General features: G+C 53.1%; 11 protein-coding genes. 8 read left to right on the top strand and 3 right to left on the bottom strand.

Annotated elements, in window-relative coordinates; genetic code table 11:
- Positions 1-21 precede the first annotated feature (21 nt).
- Positions 22-714 (bottom strand): GntR family transcriptional regulator, encoded by a 693-nt coding sequence (locus tag GUI70_RS08095; protein WP_161881804.1) that lies wholly within the window; start codon positions 712-714, stop codon positions 22-24.
- Positions 715-920: 206 nt separating this feature from the next.
- Positions 921-2063 (bottom strand): GTP 3',8-cyclase MoaA, encoded by a 1143-nt coding sequence (gene moaA, locus GUI70_RS08090; RefSeq protein ID WP_161881803.1) that lies wholly within the window; start codon positions 2061-2063, stop codon positions 921-923.
- Positions 2064-2105: 42 nt separating this feature from the next.
- Here moaA and acs point away from each other — a divergent pair, with 42 nt between their 5' ends.
- Positions 2106-4043 (top strand): acetate--CoA ligase, encoded by a 1938-nt coding sequence (acs, locus tag GUI70_RS08085; protein ID WP_161881802.1) that lies wholly within the window; start codon positions 2106-2108, stop codon positions 4041-4043.
- Positions 4044-4059: 16 nt separating this feature from the next.
- On the opposite strand, the gene GUI70_RS08080 is transcribed toward acs, so the two are convergent.
- Positions 4060-5118, bottom strand: coding sequence for a glucose-1-phosphate thymidylyltransferase (locus GUI70_RS08080; protein ID WP_161881801.1), 1059 nt, complete (start codon positions 5116-5118; stop codon positions 4060-4062).
- Between the two features lie 324 nt (positions 5119-5442).
- Between GUI70_RS08080 and GUI70_RS08075 the strand changes: the two genes are divergently transcribed.
- From GUI70_RS08075 to gmd, 7 genes are all read left to right on the top strand, one after another.
- Positions 5443-6531: a mannose-1-phosphate guanylyltransferase gene (locus GUI70_RS08075; protein ID WP_161881800.1), complete on the top strand. Its 1089-nt coding sequence runs from the start codon at positions 5443-5445 to the stop codon at positions 6529-6531.
- The gene (locus tag GUI70_RS08070) at positions 6528-8171 is read left to right on the top strand and encodes a tyrosine-protein kinase domain-containing protein (protein WP_237724789.1); all 1644 of its coding nucleotides are present in this window, start codon (positions 6528-6530) and stop codon (positions 8169-8171) included. Before GUI70_RS08075 ends, GUI70_RS08070 begins: the two co-directional genes overlap by 4 nt.
- Positions 8172-8173: 2 nt before the next feature.
- Positions 8174-9613 (top strand): undecaprenyl-phosphate galactose phosphotransferase WbaP, encoded by a 1440-nt coding sequence (wbaP, locus tag GUI70_RS08065; RefSeq protein WP_161881799.1) that lies wholly within the window; start codon positions 8174-8176, stop codon positions 9611-9613.
- On the top strand, positions 9614-10801 hold the full coding sequence (locus GUI70_RS08060) for a hypothetical protein (protein WP_161881798.1): 1188 nt from the start codon (positions 9614-9616) through the stop codon (positions 10799-10801).
- Entirely contained in the window at positions 10794-11663 is an 870-nt protein-coding gene (locus GUI70_RS08055; RefSeq protein ID WP_161881797.1) for a glycosyltransferase family 2 protein, read from the top strand. Before GUI70_RS08060 ends, GUI70_RS08055 begins: the two co-directional genes overlap by 8 nt.
- Positions 11663-12595, top strand: coding sequence for a glycosyltransferase family 2 protein (locus GUI70_RS08050; RefSeq protein ID WP_161881796.1), 933 nt, complete (start codon positions 11663-11665; stop codon positions 12593-12595). Before GUI70_RS08055 ends, GUI70_RS08050 begins: the two co-directional genes overlap by 1 nt.
- A 1326-nt stretch (positions 12596-13921) precedes the next feature.
- Positions 13922-14959: a GDP-mannose 4,6-dehydratase gene (gene gmd, locus GUI70_RS08045; protein ID WP_237724788.1), complete on the top strand. Its 1038-nt coding sequence runs from the start codon at positions 13922-13924 to the stop codon at positions 14957-14959.
- Positions 14960-15050: the final 91 nt, after the last annotated feature.

The raw sequence follows: 15050 nt of genomic DNA, 5'->3' as shown, positions 1-15050 counted from the left end.
CCTCAACGGATGGCCCTTGACTTACGGCTCGAAGCTGTCCTGAAAGGCGTAGCGGTCGCCGCGCACCCAGTAGTTGACATAGGACACCCGCTTGGTGCCGCTGTAGGTGGTGCGCCGCAGCAAGAAGGCTGCTGTGCCGACCGGTACCCGCAACAGGTCGGCTTCCTCCTGGCGCAGATTGACCGCTTCGAGCGCCTGTTCCACGCGGGTCAGCGGCACGCCCATCGCCACCATCACCTCGTGGATGCTCTCGGCGGAGAGGTTCTGGGCCAGCAGATCGCCGACCATCGCCGCGTTGATGTATCGTTTCTCGATGACCAGCGCTTCCTCTCCGGCCGTCCGCAGGCGGTGGATAAACACCACCGGGTCGTGAAGCTGCACCTGCAAGACGATGGCGATTTCCGGCGTGGCCTGAATCTGCATGGCGTGCAGGACCCCGGTGCGGTGGTCGGGGTGGCGTGCCCACTCCTTGAAGGGCCGGATGCGGAAATTGCCCTGGCGAAAGCGCTTGCCGGTGGGAAAGGTGCCCGCGCCCTGCACCCGGTAGACGTAGCCCTCGCGCTCCAGCTCATCGATGGCCCGCCGGGCGGTCATGCGTGAGACCTCGAACTCGCGGGCCAGTTGCGGCTCGCTGGGCAGCGGCAGGCCCTCCTGATAGTGGCCGCCCAGCAAGCGGTCTTTGAGGGTGGACTTGATCAGTGGATACTTGGCCATTCAGCCCTCCGGTACACTCACAGCGTCGAACACCAGCAGCACTCAGCACGGCAAAATCAGGCGAATCGGCGACCTGCGACCACAGCAGCTGAGCGGGGCGAAGGCCGAAACGCTTTCATCTTAGCCTAATTTGTGTACTCCGCACACCTGTTGGGTCGGTGCTCGGCGGCGTGACGGAGCGAGGCCACCGAATCAGGCAGCCGCGCTCAGCCGCCGATGTGCGACATCTCGATTTTCTGCGGTTGCCGGGCGGCGCTGAGTTCCCCGCGCTCCTCGCTGTAGCGGTCGCGCCGCACGCTCCAGACCCCCCTCAGGAGCCTGAGCAGGTCGTCTTCGCTGGCTCCGGCCCGCAGTGGGGCGCGCAGATCGGTGCCCTGGCTGGCGAACAAGCAGGTGTAGAGCTGGCCCACCGCCGAGAGCCGCGCCCGGGAACAGTCGCCGCAAAACGGCGCGGTGACGCTGCTGATCACACCCGCCTCGAAGCCCTGGGCATCGGCGTAGCGGGCCGCCACCTCGCCTTTGTAGTGGGCGTCGAGTGGATGCAGCGGCTCGCCACCGTCCGCCAGGCGGGCGATCACCTCACGCGAGGGCACGACCTGGCTCATGTTCCAGCCGTTGTGGTTGCCCACGTCCATGAACTCGATGAAGCGCACCACCGCCTTGCCGCGCAGCGCCGCCCACAGTTCACTCAGCGCTTGGTCGTTGACGCCGCGCTGCACCACCGTGTTTATCTTGACCCCCAGCCCGGCGGTGAGCGCGGCCTCAATGCCCGCCATCACCCGGTCGGGATGCACGCCCAGGCCGTTCATCTGGCCGAAAATGGCCGGGTCGAGGGTGTCGAGGCTCACCGTGACGCGCTGCAGCCCAGCGGCCTTGAGATCGGCGGCCAGACGAGGCAGCAGCAGCCCGTTGGTGGTCATGGCGATGTCCTCGACACCCCCGATCTGGCTAAGCTGCCCGATCAGTTGAGGCAGGTCGCGCCTGAGCAGCGGCTCACCCCCGGTGATGCGGAGCTTTCGCACGCCCAACGCCACGAACAGCCGGGCCAGCCGCTCGATTTCCTCGAAGCTGAGCAGTTCCTGGCGTGGCAAAAAGGCGTAATCGGGGCCGAAGACCTCAGCGGGCATGCAGTAGGTGCAGCGCAGGTTGCAGCGGTCGGTCACGCTGATGCGCAGATCGTGCAGGGCGCGGCCCAGGGCGTCGGTGAGGGTGGGCACGGGGGCGGTCACCTGCCCGTTATAGCCCAGCGGCGGCGGTGGCGTGGGAAGGCAGGGCGCAATCGCCCACGAAGTCTTGAAGGCCACCCCGCATCCGGCCTCCCGCGCCGTGGCCGAAGCGGGGTATAGCATGTCCCCAGCCACATACCGAGCTGGACACCAAAGGGGAATGCCATGACCGATCAGATCGACAACGTGCTGCACGAAACCCGCGTGATCGCCCCGCCCGCCGACTTCGCGGCCAGGGCCAACGTCACCCGCGAAGAATATGAGCGCAGATACCGCCAGAGCCTGGACGACCCCGACACCTTCTGGGCCGAGGTGGCCGGTGAGCTGACCTGGATGCAGCCCTGGACCCAGGTGCTCGACTGGCAGGAGCCGCATGCGCAGTGGTTCGTGGGCGGCCAGACCAACATCGCCTACAACGCGCTCGACCGTCAGGTGGCGCTGGGGCGCGGCGACAAGCGGGCTTTTATCTGGGAGGGTGAGGACGGCGAGGTGCGGACCTTCACCTACGCCGAACTGCTGCGAGACGTGAAGAAAGCGGCCAACATGCTGCTCTCGCTGAATGTGCAGCCCGGCGACAGGGTCACGCTGTACCTGCCGCTGATTCCCGAGGCGGCGATTGCCATGCTAGCCTGCGCCCGCATCGGGGCGGTGCACAGTGTGGTCTTCGGCGGCTTCTCGGTGTCGGCCTTATCGGACCGGCTCAACGACGCCCAGAGCAAGCTGCTGATCACGGCGGACGCGGGTTACCGCAAGGGCGCCCTGGTGCCACTCAAGGCCAACGCCGACGCGGCGGCCCACAACGTGCCCACGCTGGAGCACCTATTGGTGGTCTGCCGGGCTGACTGTGACGTGTCCATGCAGCCGGGGCGCGACCTGTGGTGGCATGAGATGATGGCCGCTGCCAGCGACGAGCACCAGGCCGCGCCGCTCGGCAGCGAGCACCCGCTGTTTATCCTCTACACCTCCGGCAGCACCGGCAAGCCCAAGGGCGTGTTGCACACCACCGGCGGCTACATGGTCGCCGCGTCCATGACCATGCAGGCGGCCTTCGACCTCAAGGAAGACGACGTATTCTGGTGTACGGCGGACGTGGGCTGGGTCACCGGCCACAGCTACACCGTTTATGGACCGCTGCTGCGCGGCGCAACCGCCGTGATGTATGAGGGCGCGCCCAACCATCCGGACTGGGGCCGCTTCTGGCAGATCGTCGAGAAGCACAAGGTCAGCATCCTCTATACCGCGCCCACCGCCATCCGCGCCTTCATGCGCCAGGGAGATGAGCTGCCGGGCAACCATGACCTCTCCAGTTTGCGGCTGCTGGGCAGCGTGGGCGAGCCGATCAACCCCGAAGCCTGGATGTGGTACTTCCGGGTCATCGGCGGCGAGCGCTGCCCGGTCATTGACACCTGGTGGCAGACCGAGACCGGCACCATCATGCTGACCACCCTGCCCGGTGCGTTTCCCAGCAAGCCCGGCAGCGCGGGCTTACCGATGTACGGCATCGAACCGGCCATCGTGACCCGTGAGGGCACCGAACTCGGCCCTGACGAGGGCGGCCTGCTGATTATCAAACGGCCCTGGCCCAGCATGCTGCGCACCGTCTATGGCGACGACGAGCGCTACCGCAAGACCTACTGGGGCGAAATCCAGCACGTGTACTTTGCCGGAGACGGTGCGCGCAAGGACAAAGACGGCTACATCACCGTGATGGGCCGGGTAGACGATGTGCTTAACGTCTCGGGCCACCGCTTGGGCACCATGGAGATCGAATCGGTGCTGGTAGCGCATCCCAGCGTGGCCGAGGCCGCTGTGGTGGGCCGTCCCGACGACCTCAAGGGCGAGGGCGTGGTGGCCTTCGTGACGCCCCAGGGCGGCTACACCCTTGATCCGGCAGCCATCCGCGCCCATATCACCAAAGAAATCGGCGCGCTGGCTCGTCCGGACGCCATCGTGGTGGCCGATGCCCTGCCCAAGACCCGCAGCGGCAAGATCATGCGCCGGTTCCTGCGCCAGATCGCGGCGGGCCAGGCCATTCAGGGCGATACCAGCACCCTGGAAGACCCGGGGGTGCTGGAGCGGCTGCAAGCGGCGGAGCTGCTGTGAGGAACGCAGGGGGCGGCTAGGTCAGCTCGACTTCGCTGGCATCCGACAAGGTCAGTTTCAGGGTGCGGGGCACGCGCCGCCCGCCCCGGACTCGGGCACGTACCCCGAGTAAGCAGTCTTGCAGCCGGATGTCCACGTTCTCGATCTGCGCCAACGACTCGATCACGCTGTGCTCCACCTCGGCGTTGCGGATGACACTGCCGCGCCCGATGCTGGTGAACGGCCCCACGTAAGCATTCTCGATGATCACGTCCTCGCCGATCAGCACCGGGCCGACGATTTTGCTGTTGATCACGCGGGACGAGGCGGGAAGTTGCACCCGTCCGCTCAGGCGTGAGCCGACGACCTCACCTTCGATGCACGCTTCGAGCCGTTCCAGCAGCAACCGGTTGGCGTCAAGCAGGTCGATGGGTTTGCCGGTGTCTTTCCACCAGCCCTGCACCCGCTGGCCCAGCACCACGCTGCCCTCGGTGATCAGCCGCTGAATGGCGTCGGTGATCTCGTATTCGCCGCGCGGTGAGGGGGGCAGATCGCTGAGCGCCTCGAAGATCCGGGACGAAAAGAAATAGGCTCCGGCGACTGCCAGATTGCTGATCGGCACCTTGGGTTTCTCGATCAGTTCGACGATTCGCTCGCCGTCCAGCCGCGCTACCCCGAAGGCGCTGGGGTCGGCCACCTCGACCAGGGCGATCAGGGCGTCGGGCCGCTCGGCCTCGAACTGCCGGGCGAAGCTGCCGATGCCGAACTCGAAGAGGTTGTCGCCGAGGTACACGCAGACGCTCTCGCTCCCCGCCCAGTCACGCGCCATATTGACGGCGTGCCCCAGGCCGAGCTGCTGGTGCTGGTCGATCAAGGTCAGGTGCGGTCCACTGAGATCCTTGAGGGTGTATTCGATCTCGGTGCGGGTCAGGTCCGAAACGATCACCGCAATCTCGTCAATGCCCGCTGAGCGCAGCGTTTCGATGGCGTGAATGATGATCGGTTTGCCCGCCACGTTGAGCACGGGTTTGGGCCGGGTGAAGGTCAGGGGCCGCAGCCGTGTGCCCAGACCCGCCGCTGGAATGATGCCTTTCATGTGAACTAAGTGTAGAGCCTGTAGCAATTCTGTATCACGACGCAGGCTTAAGGTCCGCTCATCTGACGGGTTGGTATGTCCCCCTGCTGATCTCTTACCTTCTTTCTAGAGGTGTTTACGAAGCTGACGGTGGGCTGAGACCTCGATTGCTGTATCTCCCACCTCATGAGTGTTCTACTCTAGTGAGCGTGATAAGGTACGGCTGATTGCCGTTGCAGTGAAGAGGAGTTAATGTCAGATGACCATTCATTCAGTTCCAGAACGTTGGGCCACGCGCCGTGAGGGCACTGTGAAGCCGCAGCAAATAGAAAGTGGGAATGCCCGGTGAGCGTCGTTAGTGAAACGGTCCTTTTCATCCCGGTGGTTCTGGCGGGCGGTAGTGGTGAGCGGTTCTGGCCGCTTTCGCGCCGCAGTAAGCCCAAGCAGTTCTTGACGCTGGACGATACGGGCCGCAGTCTGCTGCAAGCTACAGTAGACAGACTGAGTACACTGAGCGGCGGCGCGGACTCGGTGATGGTCGTGACCGGTAGCGAGTACCGTAGTCAGGTGCTCGACCAATTGCCCGAGATGCCTATTGAGAACCTGATTGTGGAGCCAGTGGCGCGCGATACTGCGCCTGCCGTATTGTATGCGGCGCTCCGGATCGCGCGTGAGTACCCGAACGCCGTGATGGGTGTTTTTCCAGCAGATCATCGTATCGTGGACGTGCCGACGTACCTTCAGGTCATCTCACAGGCTACTAAGGTCGCAGTCCAGACACAACAGTTGCTGACTATCGGCATCACGCCGACATTCCCGGCCACCAGCTACGGCTATATCCGCCAGGGTGACCGGCTTGATGTTGAGGGGACGTTCGCTACTTACCGTGTGGACCGCTTCGCCGAGAAGCCGAGCCAGGAAGTAGCTGAGCAGTTTTTATCCGAAGGGCATTACAGCTGGAATAGTGGCATGTTTATCTGGACGGTGCAGGCTATTGTCAGCGCTTTCGAGCAGCATCAACCAGAATTGTACCGGCAGCTTAGTCAGGCCATAAAGCAGCGCACCCTCAAACAAGTGTTTCCGACATTGGAGAAGATCAGCATCGATTACGCCATTCTCGAAAAGTCGGACCAGGTGGCTGTGATTCCTGCTGAATTTGGCTGGGACGACCTGGGCGACTGGAATGCCCTGGAGCGCCTGCTCAAAGCGGAGGGTGAAAATGTGGCGGTGGGCCGCCATGTGGGGCTCGATACCGGCGGCGCGATTCTCTATACGACCAACGGTGACGACCTGATCGTGACCATCGGCCTCGAAGACGTGGTCATTGTGCGCACCAGTGAGGTGACGCTGGTGGTTCGTAAGGACCGTACCCAGGACATTAAGAAAGTGGTGCGCCAGCTGAAAGCTCACCCCGAATTGGAGCGCTTCGCGTGAGTGACCGCTACAGAGGGGAGACGTCAAACGACGGTGTGGACAATGAAATTGAATTGAGTGTGTTGTGGCGCGGAATACGCCGCCGCCTGCCAGTGATTCTGGCGGCCACCGTACTCGTCGGCACAGCGACGTACTTCTGGTCGCGTGGTCAGCCGCCGGTTTATGAAGCTGCTTCTAGCGTGATCACAGTGCAACCCGCTGCGGGTGTGGTTGGAGCCACGCTGGTGCCCGCATCTGCTTTACCAGTTGGCGCACTGGATGAAGCGCTCAAAGGCTCAACGGTACTCGGTAACGTGATTGCGGCGCTCAGGAGCAGTCCACTTGTGCCCAGCGTCAAGAACGAATTGATCATTGAGCTGCAACGTGAATTGCAAAGCAGCACCCTCTCCACAGTGAATCTGACGTCGCAGCTCGATCCTGGTGGCAACGGGGTGTATACCGTTACTGGACGCGCGCCCAGTGCCGCTTCAGCCCGTGTGCTGACCAACCTGACGGCTCAGGCACTGCTGGCCTGGGATGAGAACCGTGCCCTACTGTCGGTGCAGCGTGCGCTCAAAGTACAGCGCGCCCAGCTGGCCGAGATCGAACGCCAGATTGCCCAGCCGAAGCTGCCTGCGCTGGAACGGGAAACGCTGGTGGCGACTCGCGCCCTAACGCAGCGCAATCTGGCGCAGACCAGCATTCTGGCCCAAGCCACCACCGGATCACTCTCGCTGGTTTCGCCTGCCGTCGAGCCACTGAACCCGGTGGCCCCCCGGCCTACCCGCAATGCTGTGTTGACCGGATTGCTCACCCTGCTGCTGGGTCTCGGTCTTGCCGCTCTGTTGACCGTTACGGACCGGACCGTGCGTAATGAAGAGGATCTGCTCAACTTTGGTCTGCCGACACTGGGTATTATCCCCCGACTGCGTAAACGCGATGTTGTCCTGATGGGTATTGTCCGCGCAGCACGACAAGCAGGCCTATACGAGGCCATAGGCTTCCTGCGGGTCAATTTGCTGGCCAATGTCGATCAGCAGAGTGGTAGGCGAATCATGCTGTCCTCGACTGCGCCGGGTGAGGGCAAGAGCAGCATGACGGCCACGCTGGCCGACGGGTTTGCTTCGTCTGGTCAGCGTGTGCTGATTATTGACGCTGACCTGCGACGCGGGACCCAACAAGCGGTCTGGGACAAATACGAGCGTCAACATGAGTGGCACCAACTGATTGGCCAGGGTGGGTCACGTACCCTGCAAGAAGCGCTGCGCGACCCGGAAAATGTTCAGGTGATCGAGGTAGAACCGAACGTTTACCTTCTTCCTGCTGGTCCGGGTCTGCATGATAGTTTGACCTTGCTCAACCGCCCTGATCTGGGGAGCATTTTTGAGCGCTGGGGACAGGGCTATAGTATTGTCTTGATCGACAGCCCGCCATTGCTGGCCATTGCGGATGGCCTGGTTTTAGGTCGTCATGTCGACGGTGTTGTTCTGATTACTGAAGCGGGCCAAACGACATTGCAGGCAGTGAAGCAGGTGATGCGCCGCACCCGAGAGGCTAGAGTGCCGATGATGGGCTTTGTTCTCAACAAGGTGTCTCAGTCGGACCGCGAAAGTTATGGTCAAGCTTACAGCTACAGCAGCCGCACTTCTGAGGGCGCTTGAGTATGGGTCTGCACACGCCCAACGCGCCTGTTGTACGGACATCAAGCCGTGGTGTGACGCTGGCACGGCGTGGTATCTCACAAGGACTGGTGCTAGTTCTTAGCGATGTCCTGAGCGCTGCACTGTGTTTTGGAACAGGTCACCTGATCCTCGATTTGTTCAGGATCCCCAGCGCACGTATCGAGACCTTGGTGATCTGGCTGGGTGTCTGGCTAGCTTGGCGGTTCTATCAAGGTCTCTACCCTGGCTATGGACGCTCTCCGCAAACGGAACTGCGCCTTCACACCATTAGCACCGTTCAGGTCTTGTTGGTTCAACTGGCTGGAGCGTTGGCACTCGAGCGTTTTACCATCAGCGTTGCTGGGGTTGTTGTTGTTTGGCTGCTGATTTTACCGGTTGCGCTACTGATCCGCTATGCTATACGGGCGCTGCTGGTGCGGGCTGGAAACTTTGGGCGGCCTATTAGCATTATCGGAGCGGGTCGGACAGCTAGCCTGACTATTGCCCATCTTCAGAATCACCCAGCATATGGTCTCAATCCTCTGGTTGCTTATGATGACAATTTAGATCTTCAAGGTAGTGAAGTCTATGGTGTACCAATTTGTGGCCCTATTGAGCAGGCATTGACTGATCCGTTAACTGAGCAGGCATTGATCTCTATTCCCAGTGCTCGTGCTGAGGTTCAACAGAAGTTGGTCAATTCTGTGTATGCAGCTTTTCCCGTTACCTGGGTCATTCCTGATTTGTTTGGTGTCCCCAACCAAGCGCTCCAGACACATAATATCGGTACGGTAGCGACCTTGGAGATTCGCAATAATTTGCGAAGTCGGCGCTCTAGAACAATTAAGCGAGTCATTGACTTGCTAATGTCTGTGACAGGAACAGTTGCGATTTCTCCTATATTATTACTCATCGTAATTGCCATCAAATTTGACAGCTCTGGGCCAGCCGTTTACCGGGCGCGCCGTTTGGGCAGAGATGGACGGCTGTTTGACTGTTTTAAGTTCCGAAGTATGCATAGGGATGCTGATACTAAGCTTAAAGAGGTATTGGATGCCGATCCGATGCTCAGATTAGAGTTCGCGGCAACCCATAAGCTTAAGGATGATCCGCGGGTGACCAGGGTGGGCAATTTCCTAAGAAGGACAAGTTTGGATGAATTTCCACAATTATTAAACGTTATTATGGGGGAAATGAGTTTGGTGGGGCCGCGCCCTATTGTGGAAGCGGAGATAGCTAAGTATGGTGAAATTTATACGGCGTATAAACAAGTACGCCCTGGGATGACAGGTTATTGGCAAGCTAATGGTCGTAGTGACACTAGCTATGATGAGCGTGTTGCTATGGATAAATTTTATGTGACAAATTGGACTCCTTGGCTCGATTTGATAATATTAATGCAGACAGTGAAAGTAGTTGTAGCCGGAAAGGGTGCATACTGAATGAGGAAGTCTGATCTTCTTAAAACCCTAGTTACAACAATTTTAATCCCGATATTAAATTTAGCATTTACGACAATTTACATTCCAAATATTCTCAGTGTTGGAGCGTTTGCCGAATGGAGACTGGCATCATCAGTGATCGCATTTGCTGGAATCTTGCATTTTGGAACAGCAGACGGTATTTACAGGTTATGGCTGTCGAATAAGACTGGGAAGGTGGAAGTTTCCGTCGTAACTATTAATCTTGTCTTGGTAATGGTAATATTATCATCAATAATAGTAAGTTGGATGTCATTTAGATATCTTGGATTAGGGATTAGCTCCCTGTTAGCTTTGGCCTTTAGCTTGGCTCTAGCTTGTCTTTTTTCATTCTCTACTTATTACGCCCAGGTTTTCTTCAACGGTAATAGGCTAAGACTTGCCCTTTCAAGTCAAAGCTTACTGTTTTTTTTGTTTGTATCTTTACTCGGCATTTACAAATTGGAAAGTGTTTCATTAGTGATTCTCTCTTACGGTTTGGCTACTACCCCGGCTTTGTTTCTGATGATCTTCAGTAGGTCTTTTGTGATCGTTGTTGACAGAAGTGTAAGCGAGGCGTACAATATTTTAACGTTAGGAGCTCCTCTAATGACCATAAACGTATTGATCATACTCTTTATTAATTTGGATAAGTTTTACGCCAAGATACAACTCGGTAATAGTATAACCTTCGCTGAATATGCAGTTCGAAGTTCACTTTTTGTGGCCTCATGTGGCTTAGGCATGGCTCTAGGTTCTCTTTTGGTATCGAAGAGAATCCATCTTGTGAAAATGAAGATCCGGTTTATAATACTTATTATCACCTTGGTATTAGCAATTGCATTTGCTGGTAAGATATCAATCATTTTAAATTTATTAATAAGAAAATACGATGTCGATTATACTGGAATTACAGTTGCTTCTGCTGGAGCCTTTGTCTTCTTCCTAACGTATGTATCATATGGCAGAATTCATATGATATCTGCATCTAGAGCTATATTTCTTACATTTCCATTCTTTTATATAACAGCTGTTTATCTACAGCTTAAATTTAATGTATCTAATTTTTCTAACTCTAGCATCTTCGCCCTATCGGTTTTTATCGGTATATCTATTATATTGTATGAGTTCATCTCGTATAAACTGAGAAGGGGAGTGGGGCATGTCTGATTTTGATGTAGCGGCTGTAGTAATCGCTTATAATCCTAGTTCAAGTTCCCTGATAAATATGGTGCTGAACTCTAGTCAATTCTCCAAAACATATATTGTAGACAATTCTGATGGTTTAACCAATTGGGATGCGGCTGAACTCAATAATCCAGCAGTTAGAAGGCACGTTATACTGATGCAAAAAAATGTAGGAGTTGCTGCTGCGCTCAATGTAGGATTGGAGCATGTAGTAGCTGATGGGTACAACTGGGCTGTTACTCTCGATCAAGACTCTCTACTAGATACCAATTTTGTTCATTATATAGGCTCAGTAGCGAAGAATGAAGACCGACTTGGCATTATTAGCCCAATACATTTGCATAACGGTCTCGCTATAGAGCGGAATGCTCCGAAAGAAGGATATATTTTAACCTCTCATGTAATGATGTCGGGAAATTTACTTTCTTTGAAAGCTTATAAAGAATGTGGAAAATTTTCCGAAGAGTTGTTCATCGACTATGTAGACACTGAATACTGTCTGCGTCTAAACTCACAGGGATTTAAAGTTCTCCTTACCAGCGATGTTCAAATCGCACATGAGTTAGGTCAATCAAAGTGGTTTGACGTAATGGGTATGAAACTGAAGCCCACAAATCACTCTCCTTTACGTAGGTATTACATTACTAGGAACAGGATATATCTCTACGGGAAACTTAAAAAACTGAACATACCATTCGTAATTAAAGATTTGTTCATGTTTGTCAAAGAAGTACTCTTTATCCTCCTGTTTGAGCAGGACAAAATAAAAAAAATAAGAGCAATCATCCTAGGCATCTTCGACGCAAATAGCAAGACTATGGGTAAGAGCATGAGGAAATTCTGATGATTCTGGTCATTGTCACAGTTAATTATGGAGATCCAAGTGACACTTTAACCCTATTAGAAAGTGTTTTGGGCGCGGATTTAGATGAAACCACTTATTTTGTCGTTGTTGACAATGGCAGTACAGAAGCTGATAGGAATGCCCTGTTTAACGGTTTCGATTCTGTGTTTAAATATATAGGTGAATCAAAAAACGTCATTGTTATCGCGAATGAGACTAACCTAGGGTTTTCTGGTGGCAACAATGTAGGTATTAAATATGCGTTAGAGAATCTAAATGCTGAATACGTCTGGCTGTTGAATAATGATACTACGCTAGACAATATGGCAATAAGAAAAATGAGAGAGCACATAAGTAAGAATAAAAAAACAATCATTGGCTCCACGATAGTCGATGAGCAATCAAATAGAATTCAGTGTCTAGGGGGCGCGGAGCTAGATAAATATACATTTACCGGGAAATATGTAGGATTGGGCATGAATGTTAATGATGTTTCAATTATGGAAGCCGATGCGACAGCGGCAAAATTTGACTATATTCATGGCGCATCCCTCCTAATTCCCAGAGAAGTACTTCATCGCATAGGATATTTAGATGAAAGATATTTTTTATATTATGAGGAAGTAGACTATTGCTTAGCCGCCTCAAGAGAAGGTATCCATTTAACATGGGCCAAAGATGTATTTATTACTCACAAAGAAGGTTCTTCGATAAACGGTGGTTCATATAAGAAAAAGAGATCATCACTTTCTGAATATCACTCTACTAGGAGTTTTCTCCTATTTGTAATGAAATGGTATCCAAGAAGATTTACTACATTATTAATCATAAGAATAATTTCAAAGACGCTTATAAACATATATAAAGGTCGATTCTATTTAATAGCGACTAACTTTAAAGCCTCTTTGTCTGTGATCCGAGGAGGAAATTGAATACGATCTCAAACAACGGCAAAGATATAGTATTTTTCTCTTTCTTTTCATTATCCAACATCTCTCTTATGTTGACCCTAGTCTCTTGGATAGTTTCATACTTGTCTTACATCAAAGAAAGAAACATATACTCTTGGAATTTATATCCTCTTTTGCAGATTGTAACATGTGAAGCTTTCTTTCTTTTTGGACTCAGATTTGCCTTAAGAATTAAAATAAGGAAAAGATTTTATCTATCTAAGCCATCACAAGAAAATTTGATCTCTATCATAATACCTTCCTATGTATTATCTTTTTTATCCTTTTTTATATAATTAAAATGATTTCTCTTTATACGATACATCCACCTTTTTACCGACGGTGCTCAATTTTGGCTCTGATGGGAATAGAATAAAGAGCTATTTTTTACTTAATCTGTATGTCTAGAGCGGGTATCCTAGATGGTATTTTCTTTGGTTGTATATTTTTTCTACTTACTGGTAACCAATATACGCGGCTGGAAGATAAAAATTCCAGATATATGATGAGTATATTGTATCTATTAGTGGCTCTTTCCAGTCACATAGAATCATCTTTATATTGTTTTTAGCTGGAATCTCCTCTTATGCTTTTTATAAATATAAGGGAAAATTAAGTTTTTCTTAAAACATTATCTATATAATTATCATATTCATCTCAGGATTCAACATACTATTGTACAATAACTTAACTCAAAACAAAGTATATTCTAACAATTAGGATAGGGGTGCAGCTGAAATAATTAGATATGGATCAGAATCTTTCAATCGGACAGCAGCAATTCTGGAAGAGCGTCTTCTCATTGTAAACTCTAGCGTTGGATACCACACTAATACTTGGCTTTGGGGAATTCCTGGAGTCATGGATAGTGCAAAGAGCAGTGAATTTCTTGAATTTAATGTGCCGCAAAACGCATGGATAAATTTGCTTGATACTTTCAGATATGTCAGAGATCAGGATTTATGAAAAGTACATCTGGACTACTATCTATGAAGAGGCCTCGATTGATTAAGGCTATCCTTCATAATTTGGTCATTGCGATACGATACTCCTGATCAATTGTTTTGGGAGGCATCCTTATAAAGGAGGGAGCAAGTATGTGATAATCTAGAGTGTTTTTAGATTTCTGACCTACGATTCATGCTACAATGTCTATTGTAAATAAAAATTTACCGTTTAGTTTTTTATTTCTCATTTTCATAAATCTAGTGCCATATATGGTAAAGCAAATTCAAAAGCTCAAACCGAGGTAAATAATATGTAAATTCTAACGGGAAATAATTATATATCGATAGCTTTACTGGGGGGATGAATATGAATAAGAAAGCAATCATAACAGGTATCACAGGCCAGGACGGCTCGTATCTTGCCAAGTTGCTCCTTGAGAAAGGATATGAAGTTTATGGAGCTTACCGCCGCAGCGCTTCCGCTAATGTCTGGCGGCTTGACGAACTTGGCGTGGCCGACGACGTGAAAATGATCTCACTGGAGCTTCTGGAATACAGCAACATTCAGAAGGTCATTGACAAGGTGCAACCGGATGAGTTCTATAACCTGGCTGCCCAGAGCTTTGTCGGCACCTCGTTTGATCAACCCCTCTATACAGCCGAAGTTGATGGCATGGCCGTAACGCGGATTCTCGAAGCTATTCGCACTGTCAATTCGTCTATTCGATTTTACCAAGCATCCACTTCCGAGATGTTCGGTAAAGTCCAAGCTATTCCGCAAACCGAAACCACGCCATTTTACCCGCGTAGCCCTTACGGCGTTGCCAAGCTTTATGGTCACTGGATCACCGTGAATTATAGGGAATCGTTTGGTCTGCACGCTTCGTCGGGTATCTTATTTAATCATGAGTCGCCGATGCGCGGCATGGAATTTGTAACCCGTAAAATCACTGCCTCTTTTGCGAGGGTGAAATATGGTCAGCAAGACATATTAGAGCTGGGCAACATGGACGCCAAGCGCGACTGGGGCTTTGCGGGCGACTATGTGGAAGGCATGTACCGCATGCTTCAGCAAGAGCAAGCTGACGACTATGTGCTGGCCACTGGCGAAACCTACCCGGTACGCGAGTTTGTGACGCTGGCCGCGCAGGCGGCGGGTTTCGAACTGGACTGGCAGGGTGAGGCTGAAAACGAGAAGGCGTTCGACAAGAAAACTGGGAAGGTGCTTGTGCAGGTCAACCCCGAGTTCTACCGCCCTGCTGAGGTTGAACTACTCATCGGTTCGCCCGAGAAAGCGGATGGCAAACTGGGCTGGCAGCGCCAGGTGACGTTCCCGCAATTGGTTGAGATGATGGTCAATGCTGACCTGAATCGGGCATCAAAGGGCAATCGTATCTGATTAGCGCCCCCCAATTCCGTCGTTGGATGGGGGTGCTGCCGTTAAGCTGGGGTGGATGACTGGGACGCCGAGGGAGCAAGAGCTGCTGGAG

It is taken from the genome of Deinococcus alpinitundrae (genome assembly GCF_009982895.1).
In the GTDB taxonomy this organism is placed as follows: Bacteria; Deinococcota; Deinococci; order Deinococcales; family Deinococcaceae; genus Deinococcus; species Deinococcus alpinitundrae.
This window is presented reverse-complemented; position numbering and strand designations above follow the sequence as displayed.

Bases quoted from the DNA above. Each gene is read 5' to 3' on its own strand.
- GUI70_RS08095 (WP_161881804.1), bottom strand. From the start codon at position 714: ATGGCCAAGTATCCACTGATCAAGTCCACCCTCAAAGACCGCTTGCTG.
- moaA (WP_161881803.1), bottom strand. From the start codon at position 2,063: ATGCTATACCCCGCTTCGGCCACGGCGCGGGAGGCCGGATGCGGGGTG.
- acs (WP_161881802.1), top strand. From the start codon at position 2,106: ATGACCGATCAGATCGACAACGTGCTGCACGAAACCCGCGTGATCGCC.
- GUI70_RS08080 (WP_161881801.1), bottom strand. From the start codon at position 5,118: ATGAAAGGCATCATTCCAGCGGCGGGTCTGGGCACACGGCTGCGGCCC.
- wbaP (WP_161881799.1), top strand. From the start codon at position 8,174: ATGGGTCTGCACACGCCCAACGCGCCTGTTGTACGGACATCAAGCCGT.
- GUI70_RS08060 (WP_161881798.1), top strand. From the start codon at position 9,614: ATGAGGAAGTCTGATCTTCTTAAAACCCTAGTTACAACAATTTTAATC.
- GUI70_RS08055 (WP_161881797.1), top strand. From the start codon at position 10,794: ATGTCTGATTTTGATGTAGCGGCTGTAGTAATCGCTTATAATCCTAGT.
- GUI70_RS08050 (WP_161881796.1), top strand. From the start codon at position 11,663: ATGATTCTGGTCATTGTCACAGTTAATTATGGAGATCCAAGTGACACT.
- gmd (WP_237724788.1), top strand. From the start codon at position 13,922: ATGAATATGAATAAGAAAGCAATCATAACAGGTATCACAGGCCAGGAC.